Raw genomic sequence first — 15,792 nt, forward strand, 5'->3', positions numbered from 1 at the left:
AATTATGACACACCAAATGAACAATTCGGGAATATGCATACCGGACAATGCATGCAATATCCGCCTACTCCCAAACAGTCAATATCAGACTTTTCCACCTTTTCCCCTGCCATAATTCTTGGCAATACAATATCAAATATTGTTTTCTTCTCATACATTACGCAGCCCGGAAGTCCCATAAAGGTTACATTTTCATTTTCACCGCCGTAAGCAAGCATAAACATGGCACCCGGAAGTACAGGTGCACCATAAGTAATAACCCTGCTTGCATTCTGTCCTATAGCATAAGGTGTCTTATCATCAGGATCCACACTCATTCCGCCTGTACAAAGTACAATATCCACTCCTGTAGCCATGACCTTTTTTATGCACTCTATTTCCATTTCCACGTCATCACTGCTTATCTCATGTGCTATAACTTCAGCACCGTATTCTTTCATTTTGTTTATAACAACAGGTGTAAAGGTATCCTTTATTCTTCCGTAGTAAACTTCATTACCTGTAGTCACTATTCCGACTTTCATTTGTTTATATGGTAAAAGTTCAAATAGTGGCTTATCTCCCACAATTTCCTTTGCCTTTTCCATTTTTTCTTTTTCTATAATAAGCGGTATGACTCTCATACCTGCAAGATGCTGACCGGCCTTTACAGGGAAGTTATCATGTATACTCGCAATCATCATCTCACCAAGTGAATTGAGCTTGTTGATTCTTTCCTTATCTATCTTTAAGAGTCCGTCACATTCTGCAATCAACTCGACCTTACCCTCTTTTATATCCGGATCTCTTGTAAGATGTTCATTCTTACACATATCATAAAGCATAAGTGCCGCATCATTTTCATGCAGCATATTTTCATTTACTTCCCAGATATAGATATGATCCTTACCAACTGAAAGCAGTACCTCCACATCTTCTTCTCTTATTATATGTCCCTTTCTGAACACAGGACCTTTTTTCTCACCTTTTATGATCTGCGTTATATCATGACAGAGCATATGCCCTACGGCATCTTTTGTATCAATAAGTCGCATATTTCCCCTTCTATATTCCGTAACGGTTTGAGCCAATCCGCTACACCATTTTTTTCTATATTAGAGCATTATACTATAAAATCAATAAAAGCGCCATGATTTATTTAAATACAGAATAAATCATGGCGTCTAAAAAACTAATTATTATAAAAATTTCTGATACGGCTTTCTTGCTAAGAACTTACCTTCAGGAGTATCTTTGATTTTGGTATTGTCAACTATTTCGCTACCTCTTAAGAATACTGTGTCGATATGTCCGCTCAGAACCTTACCCTCAAGCGGTGCATAGTCACATTTTGAAACCTGAGCAGCGGCAGTAATCTTAGTCTGCGCATTAGGATCTAATATGACGATATCGGCATCAAAGCCTTCCTCTATGAATCCCTTTCTGTCATAAAGTCCATAGAGTTTTGCAGGGTTTTCACAAAGTACTTCACACATCTTTTCTACACTGATTCTGCCCGCAGCAACGCCTTCGGAATACATTACAATACCTCTTGTCTCTACACCCGGCATTCCTCCCGGAATCTTTCTGAAATCTTCCATTCCAAGTTTCTTTTGCTCATATGTGAAAGAACAGTGATCTGTTGCTACAGTTTGAATTTCTCCGTCCGCAATAGCCTTCCAAAGCTCATCAATATCGGACTGTTCTCTAAGTGGTGGCGCTATAACATACTTGGCTCCTTCAAATCCGGGTAACTCATACAGACTGTTGGTCATCGTAAGATACTGTGGACAGGTCTCCGCATATACCTTCTGTCCTCTTTCTCTTGCAGCCCTTATCTCATCAAGTCCTTCCTTACAGGTCAGATGGACATCAATTATATCGCTCCCTGCAACCTCGGCAAGATGAAGTATTCTGTTAATAGCCTCCGCCTCCGCAGCTGCCGGTCTGGTCTTATAATGAGATGAAACCTTGTTCTGTAATCCCGCTTCCACAAATTCCTGTTGAAGTGCAAATATAAGTCCGGCATTCTCACAATGTACTCCTGTAATAGCTCCTACTTCCTTAAGTCTTTGCAGTACTTCAAAAGCCTCATTGTCATGCAGGAGAATATCATATGTCAGATAGATTTTAAAAGTGGTAACGCCTCTGTCCATCATATCCTGACACTGGCGTTTAGCCTCTTCATTCCAATCACTGATTGACATATGTATTCCATAGTCACAGAATACTCCATCTTTAGCCTTCTCAAGCCAATTGTCCATGCCCTCATTAAGAGTTTCTCCCTTGTACTGGGTTCCGAAATCGATAATAGTTGTAGTTCCACCGCTTATCGCCGCTCTTGTTCCTGAATAGAAGTCATCACATGTCACTGTGCCTGCCACATGCAATTCAAAATGTGTATGTGCATCAATAAATCCCGGGAATATAAGCTTACCGGAAGCATCTACTACCTTTGTACCTTCATCAAGCTTGGCTACCTCACCGTTTTTAAATACTTTGCTTATTTTCTCATCTTCAATGAGTATATCGGCAACAAAGCTTTCTTTGGAATTTACTATTTTTCCACCCTTAATAAAAACTCTCTTCATATTATCTCCTTACATAGCAAAATATGCCACTTTTTAGGGTGGCATATCTTAACTATATCATATTTTATCTCAGTCTATATTATAGGAGCAAATACTCATATTCATTATAGATAGTGTCGATAAGTTCAGCATATCTATAATTGAGCTTGTCATTGCTCTCGCCTATTCTATATACAAGATTTTGTCCGTCAATTCTTACCTTAACATCCTTGCTTCCCTTAACGATTACAAAACCGTCATTCTCTGAATCAAGCATGTCTTCTTCACTTGCGAATAATGTAAGCTTATCCTTGTATGGTGCAGAAGCGTATGGACAGAATGTCTCACAGTTACCGCACTCATTGCACATATAATCCACATGAACTATCTGATGGCTACCCTTTACATTAACATATACATTAGCTCTGTTTGGACAAACCTCTGTACAATTCTCACAAATATAGTCACAAGCTAAACATCTGTTGTCAGCCTTCTTCTCCTCTACCTCTTCAAGGATTCCTCTGTATGAGTATACCTTCTCGTCAGTAGTATCGGAAATCTTAAGCTCACCGATTGCATGATTTACGATAGCCTCGCAAACCTTCTTACTGTCAGCAATAGCTTTTACGATAACAGATGCGCCCTTAGCGCCGTCACCTGCAGCATATACTCCCTTAACATTTGTCTCAAGAGTAACAGGATCGAGTACCGGAAGATTCTTCTTGTCGATCTCAATACCGTTGCTTGTGTAGAAGTCACCTCTTACACTCTCACCGATAGATGCGATAAGTGTATCACATGGTAATTCAACAAGTTCGTCTGTCTCCTTAACACCTCTTCTACCGCTTGCATCAGGCTCACCAAGTACATTCTTAGCACATACAAGCTTTCCGCCCTTGAATGATTTTGGAGAAACAAGTGTAACGAACTCTACGCCGTCCTCAATTGCCTCGTTAAGTTCTTCCTCATCAGCCGGCATATATCTTGCATTTCTTCTGTATGCAAGGTATACATTCTTAACACCCGGAACTCTCTTAGCCGCTCTTGCAACGTCCATAGCTGTGTTTCCACCACCTACAACGATAACATTCTCGCCAAGATCCATCTTTCCTTCAGTCTTTTTGAAGTCCTCTAAGAAGTGAAGTGCATTGATTGCCTTTCCTTCTTCAAGCTCAAGTGGAAGCTCCTTATGTGCACCGATTGCAAGAATAACCCTATCAAAGCCTTCAGCCTTAAGTGCATTTATATCATCAATTCTCTTGTTTGTAACAAACTTTGCTCCGTAAGCCTTTGCAAGCTCTACGTCTCTCTGGATATCATCAGCAGGAATTCTGAATCCCGGAATGATGTTTGCAACAACACCACCCATGGTATCTCTCTCATCAAATACAGTAACATCCACACCTTCTCTTGCAAGGAAGAATGCAGCTGCGATACCTGCAGGACCACCACCTACTACAGCAACCTTTAAGTTCTTCTTATCAGCGCTCTTTAAAGTAGGTACAACCTTTTCAAATGCGTTCTGTGCCGCAATAAGCTTATTTCTTCTGATCTGCACATCTTCTTCATAGTGATTTCTTGTACAAGCACTCTGACATGTATGTGTACAGATATGACCTGTCATGAATGGAAGCGGGTTCTTCTCTAAGATGACATTAAGAGCATCCTCATACTTTCCTTCATTAACAAGGATTCCGTAAGTTGTAATATCCTGATTGATAGGACATCTGTTTACACAAGGTGCCATGTAGCAATCAAGATAAGGAACCTTCTTATCAGCCTTTCTGTTTGGAAGCGGCTTAACAGGCTTAACGTGATGCTTATCACTTCTAACATCTGAAACAAGCTTCTCAAGAGCCTCTACATCAATTCCTGACCAAGCCTTAATCTCAGGCTTTTCAAGCTTTTCTGACATCTCAATAAATCTCTGATATCCGCCCGGTTTCAAGATAGTAGTAGCCACTGTTACAGGCCAGATTCCACTACCGACAACCTTATCTATATTGAAGTAATCACAACCACCTGAATATGCAATTCTAAGCTTACCGTTAAAGCTTCTTGAAAGATTTCTCGCAACAAGAAGTGAAAGTGGATAAAGTGACTTTCCTGACATATACATTTCCTGTGACGGAAGTTCATTGTTCTTTACATCAACCGGGAATGTATTTGTAATCTTAACACCGAACTCAAGGTTCTTTGAAGAAGCGAGTGCCATAAGTCTCTCTAACATAGGAACTGCATCCGAGTACTGTAAATCCTCTTTAAAGTGAAGATCTGTAAACGCAATGTAGTCATATCCCATGCTGTCAAGCATCTCTCTTGCAACTTCATATCCAAGAAGAGTAGGGTTACATTTTACAAATGTATTTAATCCCTTTTCTGTAATAAGGTATGATGCAATAGCCTCGATCTCCTGTGGAGGACATCCATGCAATGTAGATACTGTTACGGAATTTACAATATCAGGAGTGATAGCATCAAGATCAGCCTTTGTAAACTTCTTGAACTTGCTTAAATTCTTCTCAAGATATTCCTTACACTCTTTGTATATAGGTGTTTCTGAAGCATCCATCATTCCGTTGATGAAATTATCAACCTTAGGAAGCTTAATACCTGCAAGGTCATATCCTACTGAAATATTGAACTGGAAGCCGTCGCTACCGCCAAGATCCCATTCTTTTGAAATAACCTTAAGTGCAAACCAACCCTTGATATACTCATCAAAAGCCTCCTGAACTGTAAGCTCTGTAGACCACTCACAGTTGTAGCACTCATCCTCAGCTGTAATACATGGCTTGGCAACGCAAGCTGCAAGCTCTCTACCGTCCATCTTCTGAACTGTCTTAAGCTCGAAGAATCTTGCACCTGCATAATATCCTGCGATAATATTCTGTGCGAGCTGTGTATGAGGACCTGCTGCAGGACCTATCTGTGTCTCCAATTTTCTTCCGAAAATAGTGTAAAATTTATTCTTATCAGCCTTATAAGCCTTCTTTACTCCGTAACAAGAGCCTTCTTTTTCCATCTCCTCAAGGAGTCTTCCCATGATCCTATCAAAAGGAATGGGTGTCATTATATCGCCCATTATGCATTTCCCCTTCCATTGATCTTATTTGCAAGTCTCATAGCACCTTCTCTTACCTTAGCAAGTACTTCTTTTTCATCAATGTGAAGAAGCTCTCTATCTTTCATCAAGATATTTCCGTTTGCAATTGTAGTTCTGACATCCTTTCCGCATACTCCGAACAATAGATGACTGTTGATATTTGAATCGTTCATAGGTGTATTCGGTGTATAATCAACAACGATAACATCCGCTGCTGCACCGGGCTTTAATACTCCAAGCGGCTTCTTAAAGTATCTGTTTGCAATATTTGCATTGTACTCAAAGAGCATCTTCGGAACTTCGCTCCAAGCTGCACTAGGATCGCATAAATGGTGCTTATGAAGTACATTTGCAACCTTCCATGACTCTAAAACGTCATGTGTATAGCCGTCACTTCCGAGTCCGCATACGATTCCTCTGTGAACAAGTTCCATTGTTGGAGGGCATCCGCATGCATTACCCATGTTTGACTCCGGGTTATGTACTACGCATGTATTTGTATGCTTAATCAAATCCATCTCGTGTGGATTAATATAAATACAGTGTGCAAGTAATGACTTATCGCCAAGAACTTTCCAATCATATAATCTGTCAACAATTCTTTGGTTGTGTACTTTTAAGCATGAATATAAATCTTCAATACCTTCAGCCACGTGGATATGACATCCGATATCTTCCGGCTTTCTTGACATAGCATATTCCATTGACTTGTCAGAAATTGTGAAGCTTGCGTGCATTCCCATCATACCTGCAATCATGTCTGAATCGTCTTTTTTTGCATGATTTGCAAAATCAACGTTTTCCTTAACAGCCGCCTTCATCTTGTCTTCGCCATCACGATCAGATATCTCATAGCAAAGACAGCTTCTAACACCTGTCTCTCTCGCAGCCTTTTCAATAGCAAAAAGACTTCCCTCGATCTCACCGAAGCTTGCATGATGATCAAAAATAGTTGTAACACCATTCTTGATGCAGTCAATATAAGTAGTCATAGCAGAAAGATATGTGAGCTCGTTGTCTAAATTTCTGTCCATGGTCCACCAGAAGCCGTCCAGGATCTCCAAGAATCCGTTTGGGTTGTAACCGTTGATGCTCATGCCTCTTGCCATTGCAGAATAAATATGCTCGTGTGTGTTGATGAATGCCGGCATTATGAGCCCGCCCTTTGCATCCACAAAAGTTGCATCCGCATATTTTTCCTTCAAATCACGGTAGTTTCCAACCTCTAAAACTGTGTTGCCATCCAGTACTACAGACCCATCCTCAATCAATGGCTGTTCCTGATTTCCAGTAACTACCCTTCCATTACCAATTAGTAGCATTGTAAATCTCCTCTCTGAATTATGCAGTTTTAATTACAAAAACCTAATAATGTAGCTTGTATTTTAACATTTTTCTATAACCTTTTCAATACTTATCTAATTATATTTTATTATTTCTAAAATATTTTAAGACAAACAGGAATGTATTAAAAAATATACACAAAATTCATATTTATTCTATTTTTTCCACTTGACATTTATCTTTCGTTTTGATATCATGACAAAGTAATTTTTTGCAGGTGTGGTTCAATGGTAGAACATCAGCCTTCCAAGCTGAATACGTGGGTTCGATTCCCATCACCTGCTTTTTTTGTGCTTTTCTTTAGGCACTTACTCTCTTTACATAATTGTAAAACATAAGTACAATATATTTGTACAATTCCTATAGAAAGGGGTGATACCTTGAGAATTGAAAGGATTAGTACCAACCAGATAAGATGTACACTGTCAAATGTGGATTTGGAAAACAGAAATTTAAATGTAGTTGAATTGGCCTACGGCAGTGACAATGCCAAGGCATTGTTTCAGGAAATGCTAAGCAAAGCCTCTTATGAGGTAGGATTTGATGCGGATGACTCTCCTCTGATGATAGAGGCGGTTCCTCTCTCAAATGAAAGCATTATTATATATGTAACAAAAGTTGACGATCCGGACGAGCTTGATACGCGTTTTGCAAAGTTCTCTCCTACTATGGCTGATGATGTGTTTGCTTCTTTTGATATGAAGTTTAACAATCTTCTTGAGGGTGCGCTTGATCTTGATGACGATAACGCTGGCGAATCTCAAAAAGAGCCGTATTTAAGGGCATATTCATTTGAAACTTTAGATGAACTTATAGAGGCTGCCAAAGCTGTTAAAACCTATTCCGGCGAAAACACTCTTTATAAGGATGAAGTAAATAAAAGATTTATTCTTGTTCTTAAAAAGAACGAGAATAAAAAGGATTTCGCCTCGGCCGCAAATATTCTTTCCGAATACGGTGTGAAGCTTTCCGCTACCACATTCAGTGAAGACTATTATAAAGAACATTTTAAGGTGATGGTCAGGGAAAATGCCATTTCACAGATATCAAAAATATAATATTTTAATTATTTTAAAGCACTGCCTTATTCAGTGCTTTTTTATTTCGTATTTTTTTTAACAAAGTTCAAAATATTATTGCTTTTTTCCAAATTGTTATGTATATTTTAATAAGGTTAATTGTACTTGAAAGAGTACATAACTTTATATTTTGTATCAAGGGGAAAAATACCTTTTCACCCGGGTTTCATGATAACAAAATAAATGAATTATAGAAAAGAGGATTATTATGGCAAATATTGACTTAACTCAGTATGGTATCACAGGCACTACAGAGATAGTACACAATCCATCTTATGATGAATTATTTGCAGCTGAGACAGATTCTGCATTATCAGGCTATGAAAAGGGACAGGTTAGTGAGCTTGGTGCCGTTAACGTATTAACAGGTATCTATACAGGTCGTTCCCCTAAAGATAAATTTATAGTTATGGATGAAAATTCAAAAGATACAGTTTGGTGGACATCAGCAGATTATGCAAATGACAACCATCCGCTTTCAGAGGATTCCTGGAAAGTCTTAAAGGACCTTGCAAAGAATGAGCTTTCAAACAAGAAGCTTTATGTAGTAGATGCTTTCTGTGGTGCAAACAAGGACACAAGAATGTCAGTTCGTTTCATCGTGGAAGTTGCTTGGCAGGCACATTTCGTTACAAATATGTTTATTCAGCCAACTGCTGAGGAACTTGAGAACTTCAAGCCTGACTTCGTAGTTTACAATGCATCAAAGGCAAAGGTAGCCAACTACAAAGAGCTTGGTCTCAATTCAGAAACAGCTGTTGCTTTCAATATCACAAGCCGTGAGCAGGTTATTCTTAACACATGGTACGGCGGTGAGATGAAGAAGGGTATGTTCTCAATGATGAACTACTATCTTCCGCTTAAGGGAATTGCTTCAATGCACTGTTCAGCAAATACAGATATGAACGGTGAGAATACAGCTATCTTCTTCGGTCTTTCAGGAACAGGTAAGACAACTCTTTCAACAGATCCTAAGAGACTTCTTATCGGTGATGATGAGCACGGTTGGGATGACAACGGTGTATTCAACTATGAGGGCGGATGCTATGCTAAGGTTATCAACCTTGACAAGGAATCTGAGCCTGATATCTACAATGCTATCAGAAGAGATGCTCTTTTAGAGAATGTTACTCTTGATGAGAACGGCAAGATCGACTTTAATGACGGAAGTAAGACAGAGAACACAAGAGTTTCATATCCTATCGACCATATCGAGAATATAGTTAAACCTATATCACACGGTCCTGCTGCAGAGAATGTAATCTTCCTTTCAGCAGATGCATTCGGAGTACTTCCTCCTGTATCAATCCTTACACCTGAGCAGACACAGTACTACTTCCTCAGCGGATTTACAGCTAAGCTTGCAGGTACAGAGCGTGGTATTACAGAGCCTACACCTACATTCTCAGCTTGCTTCGGACAGGCATTCCTTGAGCTTCATCCGACAAAGTATGCCGAAGAGCTTGTAAAGAGAATGGAAAAGAACGGTTCAAAGGCTTATCTTGTAAATACAGGATGGAACGGAACAGGAAAGAGAATTTCTATCAAAGACACTCGTGGTATCATCGACGGAATCCTTAGCGGTGCTATCAAGAATGCTCCTACAAAGAAGATTCCTTACTTTGATTTCGAGGTTCCTACAGAGCTTGAAGGCGTTGATACAAAGATTCTTGACCCAAGAGATACATATGCAAATGTTAATGATTGGGAAATCAAGGCAAAGGATCTTGCTTCAAGATTCGCAAAGAACTTCAAGAAGTATGAGACAAATGAGGCAGGTAAGGCTTTAGTAGCTGCCGGCCCAAAGGTAGACTAATAATATATTTATAAATATTTTGCCTGTGACTATCTTGTCACAGGCATTTTGCATTTTAATATTATCTTTTCACAAATTTATATGCTCTTACACCAAATTTTGTTTTCTGAAATATCAGATCAAATAATTTCCACCATCATCCTTACTGCCGCTTTCCCCGCAATATGCTTATCTTCACTTGCAGAGCTTACAAGTACCGAATCGTCAAAATCATCGATATCCTTTACCACAAATTCATCTCCTAAAGCAATCTTTTTTTCTTCCAGGTATTCAATCAAATCCCTGTCATCTTCAACTTTATGAAGGCGACATGAAATACCCTTTGATACCTCCGAAAGCTTTTTTAATTTATCGGTCTCCGGATGATTTTCGTATATTTCATTTCCGTGTGGGCAGTGCATAGGTTTATTTAGAAATTCATTCAGTCTGTCCTTTAGTCCGTTTGAAGTGACATACTCCAAAGCTTTTGCATCCTCATGGACATCCTGCCATGAATAACCCAGATATTCCACCAGAAACAATTCCCACAATCTATGCTTTGTCAGCAATGCTCTGGCCCTCATTTTACCTGTTTCCGTCAAAAGAATCGACTTGTTCTCAGTATATACTTCACCCTCTTCTACCAGTTTTTTTAACATCTCACTTACAGATGCAGCCTTTACTCCCAAAATCTCCGAGATCTTTTTATTTGTTGCAATTTCCTTTTTCTCAATAAGCTCATAAATTGCTGAAATATAATCATCTCTACCGGTGTCTATCTTAGCCATATCATTTTCCCTTACTCTGAGTCCGTAATGTTTTCTTATATCATCACTTAACTTTTTACCCGTTTCAGTCAGGGAATATACACCTCTTTCTTTTGCACGATAAACATATCCCTTTTTTATCAGCTTGTCCAAAACATATTTGAGCTTACTGTCAGACCAGGCAATATGCTCTCTGATTGTACTGTATCCCAATTCACCAAGAGCATTTTTCTTTCCTGTATGATTATCTATATGTAAAATCAAAAGTTCCCTACTGAAACGATTTTTGTTTTTAATGTATCTTATAATCTTAGTAATGATTCCACCGGGATATACTGCAATGGTTATCATAAATGTTAAACCTGAAACCAAAGCACACATTCCCGACATGGATACATTAAATTTTACAGCAAGAAAATAACCAATGCAAGAATTAACTACTGCATATACAGCCGCCAAAAATATTGTTATTTTAAGGTCCTTTGAAATCAGATATGCACTTGCAGCCGGTGAAATAAAAAAGGATATTGTAAGTATCGCACCTACCGACTCAAACGCAGAAACTGCAGTAAATGAAACCAAAGCCATAAAAACATAATAAAGACCTGCCCCTGCAATACCGGCCACTCCGGCATATACAGGATCAAATGAACTTATTTTCAGTTTTCTAAAAAAGACCGCTATAAATACTGTATTTATCAAAAGCACAAAAACCATCTGTACCAAAGCCTTTGGAAGGCTTAATCCAAGGAAATTTATTCTATGAAGCGGAGCCAGTATAATTTCTCCAATCAAAACCATCTCAGTATCCAGATGTACATTTCTTGCATATCTTGTAATAAGTATAACGGCTATCGAAAAAAACAGCGGAAAAATTATACCTACAGAAGCATCTTCCGTCACTCTTTTACTTTTTATCAGTAACTCTATACAAACAGTCGTTAAAACACCGAAAAGACTTGCTCCTATTATTAATAAAACACTCCCTATATCTTTAGTAACAAAATATCCTATAACTATTCCAAGAAGGACGGAATGTGAGATTGCATCAGAAACCATTGAAAGTCTTCTTAACACTAAAAACACTCCCAAAACAGCACAGGCAAGCGAGGTTATTATAAGAATATACAAAGATTCAATCATTTACCTACCCTCATCTTCCTAATATTTAAAAGCATTCTCACAATACCTCTCGGTGCAAACAATACAGAAAAGAGAGCAATGACAGACATAATAAGTATAATGCTTGGTCCTGTGGAAAATCCCTTCACCGCACTGCTTATAAAAGTACCTAAAAAGGCAGATACGGCTCCTGTTACCGCCGCAATCACTAAGACTTTCTCATAACTGTTACTCCATTGCAAACCTGTAACCGCAGGTGTTATAAGCATACTGCTTATAAGAATGGCACCCACCGCCTTTAGACCTGCCGCAATCAAAATCATGGTTATTATCATTATAAGAAGAGAGGTAAGCCTTGAATTTATCCCTATTGTATACGCATAAACCATATCAAAAACATATACCTTTATCTCTTTGTAAAAGACTATAAATAGGGCAAGAGATATGACAGATACAGCGAGTATTATATAAACATCTTCTCTTAGTATATATGCCGCCTGTCCGAATATATAGCTTGCAAGCCCCGACTGCGAAGCGCCCTGATATTTCGGATTACCCTGTATATAACTTTTTAATACCATACCCATACCGAACATTGCAGATAAAATGACAGCCATTGCGGTGTCCGCTTCTATCTTTGAGCCTTCCGAAATAATCTGTATCAGTAAAAAAGCGACTATGCCTGCCACTATTGCACCGAGCATTAAAATAAGAGAACTTTTTCTTCCGGATATCATAAATGCTAAAATTATTCCGGGAAGTGATGCATGACCTACAGCATCACCTATCAGACTCTGCCCCTTTAAAATACTTATAGTTCCGACTATACCTGTTGCCATGGCAAGCAGCATTGTTCCTATCGCAACCACAATAAACGAATACTGTGTAATAATACTTATATTCATAGCCTACTCCCCATATGTCGCATCTATATTCTCTTTCACAAAGGTTTCCTCAGTCCTTCCGCTTGCTATAAGCTGCTTATTAACCATAATTACATGATCGAAATATTCGCATAGGGTGTTTAAATCATGGTGTACCGCTATAATGGTCTTTCCCTCTTTTTTAAACTCCCTCATTGTTTCTATAATTATATTCTCTGTTTTCTTATCAACTCCTGCAAGCGGTTCATCCATAAAGTAAATAAGGGCATTCTGAGCAATTGCCCTTGCTATGAATACCCTTTGTTTTTGTCCCCCTGAAAGTTCTGAAATCTGTCTGGATGCAAAATCTTCCATTTTCATTTTTTTCAATGCTTCCAAAGCTTTTTCCTTTTCAGAAGCATTTACTCTTTTAAATAAGCCAAGTCCCGCATATCTTCCCATTGTCACCACATCAATTACCGTGGTGGGAAAATTCCAGTTTACCGTGGTGGTCTGAGGTATATAAGCAATCTGCTTATATACCTCCTTGTAAGACTTACCCATAATACTTACTTTACCTGAAATAGGCTTCATAAGCCCCAGTATTCCCTTCATTAATGTGGATTTACCGGCGCCGTTTGGCCCTATTATTGCAGTAATACTTCCCTCATATATATCAAGATCCATATCCCATATTACAGGAATATCCGTATATGCCATTGTAAAGTCTTCCAAATGTATCAATACTTTTTCCATATCTAACCTCAAAGGTACTATTTTAAATTGTCGGTAATAAGTTTTACATTATGCTTATACATATCAATATATGTATCGCCATCTTCACCCTTTGGTGCCAAAGAATCTGAAAACAACTCATTTCCTTCACCGCTTACGATCTTTACATCCGCTCCCTTTGCGGCTGCACCTTCTCTTAACTTTTCCATACGTGCAGGATCTGTTGTAGATTCTGCAAATATAGCTTTTATTTTATGTTCCACTATAAAATCTATAGTTTCTTGTATATCCTGATTTGCCACCTCCGATTCGGTGCTTACACCTTGAGGTGCTTTTACTTCTATGTCATATGCTCTTGAGAAATAATTAAATGCATCATGAGGTGTAATCAAATATCTGCTCTCCTTAGGTATTGAAGAAATATTCTCCTTTACATACTCATCAAGCTTTGTAAGTTCCTCCAAATACTTTGTCTTATTCTCTTCATACTTATCCTTATATTCAGGGTTCAAATTTTCAAGTGATTCACCTGCAGCTTCTACAGCCATCTTATAAAGTCCTATATCAAACCAGAAATGCGGATCTGTAATAACTTGTCCGTCTTCATCCATTGTTCCTATACGATCTTTCGGAAAATTTCTGCTCACAGCCTCGCCTTTAGCTTCAAGTGCCTCCACCATTTTACCTTCAAAATGAAGTCCATGATAAAGTGTAAGATCTGAAGAACTAAGTTTTGTATAGTCCTCAGGCTTTGCAACATATAAATGCGGATCCTCTCCGGCAGGTATTATAAGCTCTACATTAACAGTATCACCTGCAAGTTGTTCTACCATATCCTGTAAAAATGAAGTTGTAACAACCACATTCTTCTTATTCATGGTATCACTGCTTGCTTTTGATGTTTCCTCCATTGACTTTGACTCTGTATTTTGTGCAGTAGCATTAGTATCTGAAGTTTTCCCTCCTGCACATGCACAAAGTGATAAAGCCATTCCTGCGGCTGCAATAAGTATACTCAAATTTCTTTTAAACATATTATCCCCTCCTAATGAATTAGGTTATTTTATTTTTATAATTAGGTTTACCTAACTATATTTTTATTTATACCTTATTTCATTCAAGAAATCAAGTACAATGCAGAGTATTTTATAAATTAAATTCTTCACGTGAATACAGATAATTACAATAAAATACCTTTTCGTAAATAATATTCCGTTATTCTTTAAAATTTATTCTGTTATTTTCGCCGAAATTCAAAATTAGTTACAATATAGTAAGATAAACTTAAGTCTAAAGGACTATATTTTCTACTAAAAATACTTTAGAATATAGTCATAACATTAAAAGATTTATTTCGCAGGATAACCTGCAGAATGGAGGAAAATATGATAAGAAACCATATTAAAAAAGTGGCTTCAGTTGTTTTAACGGCTTCCATGATTCTTGGAATGACCGGTGTGGCTTTTGCCAGAAACACAAAGACAGTTGTACAGAATGTAAGGATCAATATAAATTACGATCTTGCACCGGGTATGAATGCCGGAAACATTGATGTAGACAGTGACAGTGCAGGAGTTGACGATGTAAAAGTCTCTTCTATTACAAACACCGACTTCGGTAAGAAACCTAAGGTTACTATCAAGGTAAAGCCTGATGAGGACTATACATTTAAGGGAACTCCTTCAGGTAATATTACACTTAATGATGCTACAGGTAAGGGCGCTACAATCTCTAAAGTTTCTACAACAAGCGGAAATATGTCAATCACAGTAACTCTTCCAAAGACAAGCGCAGGTGATAGCGGTGCATTGGAAGTAAACGATATTTCATGGGGTGATGATGACAGTCCTGTAGTTACATGGGAAAGTGCAAATTACGCAAAGCAGTATGAAGTAAAGCTTTATCGTAACAATTCAATCAAGGACAATATCACAACATCAGGAACAAGCTATGACTTCCGCAGCAAGATCCGTGAGTACGGTAAGGGAAGCTATACTGTAAAGATTCGTGCAGCTGCAAGCAACGGTACTAAGGGTAACTGGACAGAGTCAGATGAGTTTGATGTAGATGAAGATATTTTAGCAAGCCTTGGCGGACAGTCAAGTTCAAATAACGGAAGTTCTACAGGACCTAACGGTTCAAGTGCAGGTAATACAGGCGCTTGGTTAAAGGACAATGTAGGCTGGTGGTATATCAATGCCGACAGAACATATACAACAAACAACTGGCAGCAGATAGGCGGCAACTGGTACTATTTTGATAACAGAGGTTATATGGTGACCGGTTGGCTTAAGAGCCCATATTCAGGTAAGTGGTATTGGCTCAGCACAGAGGGTGGAAGCAATCTTGGTAAGATGCTTACAAATCAGTGGGTTGATAACAATCGCTACTATGTAGACGGAAGCGGTGTTTGGACACAGAGCAGATAAAAT

General features: G+C 38.4%; 11 protein-coding genes and 1 tRNA gene. 4 read left to right on the top strand and 8 right to left on the bottom strand.

Translation table 11 applies throughout. The annotated features are described in order from the left end of the window. Positions 1 to 2: 2 nt before the first annotated feature. The 4 genes from HMPREF1140_RS05600 to ssnA all read right to left on the bottom strand — a co-directional run bounded on the left by HMPREF1140_RS05600 (position 3) and on the right by ssnA (position 6,977). Positions 3 to 1,034, bottom strand: a complete 1,032-nt coding sequence (locus HMPREF1140_RS05600) for a molybdopterin-binding protein (RefSeq protein WP_009662921.1) — start codon at positions 1,032 to 1,034, stop codon at positions 3 to 5. Positions 1,035 to 1,178: 144 nt separating this feature from the next. Then, complete coding sequence (hydA, locus tag HMPREF1140_RS05605) at positions 1,179 to 2,570, bottom strand: dihydropyrimidinase (RefSeq protein WP_009662876.1); 1,392 nt, start codon at positions 2,568 to 2,570, stop codon at positions 1,179 to 1,181. A gap of 79 nt (positions 2,571 to 2,649) precedes the next feature. Continuing rightward, positions 2,650 to 5,634, bottom strand: coding sequence for a putative selenate reductase subunit YgfK (ygfK, locus tag HMPREF1140_RS05610; protein ID WP_009662928.1), 2,985 nt, complete (start codon positions 5,632 to 5,634; stop codon positions 2,650 to 2,652). Next, positions 5,634 to 6,977, bottom strand: coding sequence for a putative aminohydrolase SsnA (ssnA, locus tag HMPREF1140_RS05615; RefSeq protein WP_035619971.1), 1,344 nt, complete (start codon positions 6,975 to 6,977; stop codon positions 5,634 to 5,636). The genes ygfK and ssnA overlap by 1 nt, the downstream gene beginning before the upstream one ends. A gap of 235 nt (positions 6,978 to 7,212) precedes the next feature. On the opposite strand from ssnA, the gene HMPREF1140_RS05620 reads away from it, so the two are divergent. From HMPREF1140_RS05620 to pckA, 3 genes are all read left to right on the top strand, one after another. Continuing rightward, positions 7,213 to 7,283 (top strand) — tRNA-Gly (locus HMPREF1140_RS05620). Positions 7,284 to 7,379: 96 nt separating this feature from the next. Next, positions 7,380 to 8,057 (top strand): adaptor protein MecA, encoded by a 678-nt coding sequence (locus tag HMPREF1140_RS05625; RefSeq protein WP_009662859.1) that lies wholly within the window; start codon positions 7,380 to 7,382, stop codon positions 8,055 to 8,057. A gap of 229 nt (positions 8,058 to 8,286) precedes the next feature. Next, positions 8,287 to 9,894: a phosphoenolpyruvate carboxykinase (ATP) gene (gene pckA / locus HMPREF1140_RS05630; RefSeq protein WP_009662944.1), complete on the top strand. Its 1,608-nt coding sequence runs from the start codon at positions 8,287 to 8,289 to the stop codon at positions 9,892 to 9,894. Between the two features lie 119 nt (positions 9,895 to 10,013). Here pckA and HMPREF1140_RS13250 read toward each other — a convergent pair whose 3' ends face one another. The 4 genes from HMPREF1140_RS13250 to HMPREF1140_RS05650 are packed head-to-tail and all read right to left on the bottom strand — an operon-like array spanning position 10,014 to position 14,394. Further along, on the bottom strand, positions 10,014 to 11,783 hold the full coding sequence (locus HMPREF1140_RS13250; protein WP_009662889.1) for a metal ABC transporter permease: 1,770 nt from the start codon (positions 11,781 to 11,783) through the stop codon (positions 10,014 to 10,016). Beyond that, positions 11,780 to 12,667 (bottom strand): metal ABC transporter permease, encoded by an 888-nt coding sequence (locus HMPREF1140_RS05640; protein ID WP_009662948.1) that lies wholly within the window; start codon positions 12,665 to 12,667, stop codon positions 11,780 to 11,782. The genes HMPREF1140_RS13250 and HMPREF1140_RS05640 overlap by 4 nt, the downstream gene beginning before the upstream one ends. A 3-nt stretch (positions 12,668 to 12,670) precedes the next feature. Further along, the gene (locus HMPREF1140_RS05645; protein ID WP_007596019.1) at positions 12,671 to 13,381 is read right to left on the bottom strand and encodes a metal ABC transporter ATP-binding protein; all 711 of its coding nucleotides are present in this window, start codon (positions 13,379 to 13,381) and stop codon (positions 12,671 to 12,673) included. Between the two features lie 17 nt (positions 13,382 to 13,398). Beyond that, the gene (locus HMPREF1140_RS05650; protein WP_009662854.1) at positions 13,399 to 14,394 is read right to left on the bottom strand and encodes a metal ABC transporter solute-binding protein, Zn/Mn family; all 996 of its coding nucleotides are present in this window, start codon (positions 14,392 to 14,394) and stop codon (positions 13,399 to 13,401) included. Positions 14,395 to 14,745: 351 nt separating this feature from the next. Here HMPREF1140_RS05650 and HMPREF1140_RS05655 point away from each other — a divergent pair, with 351 nt between their 5' ends. After that, on the top strand, positions 14,746 to 15,789 hold the full coding sequence (locus tag HMPREF1140_RS05655) for a cell wall-binding protein (RefSeq protein ID WP_009662894.1): 1,044 nt from the start codon (positions 14,746 to 14,748) through the stop codon (positions 15,787 to 15,789). Positions 15,790 to 15,792 lie beyond the last annotated feature (3 nt).

Source organism: Lachnoanaerobaculum sp. ICM7 (assembly GCF_000287675.1).
Classification (GTDB): Bacteria; Bacillota; Clostridia; order Lachnospirales; family Lachnospiraceae; genus Lachnoanaerobaculum.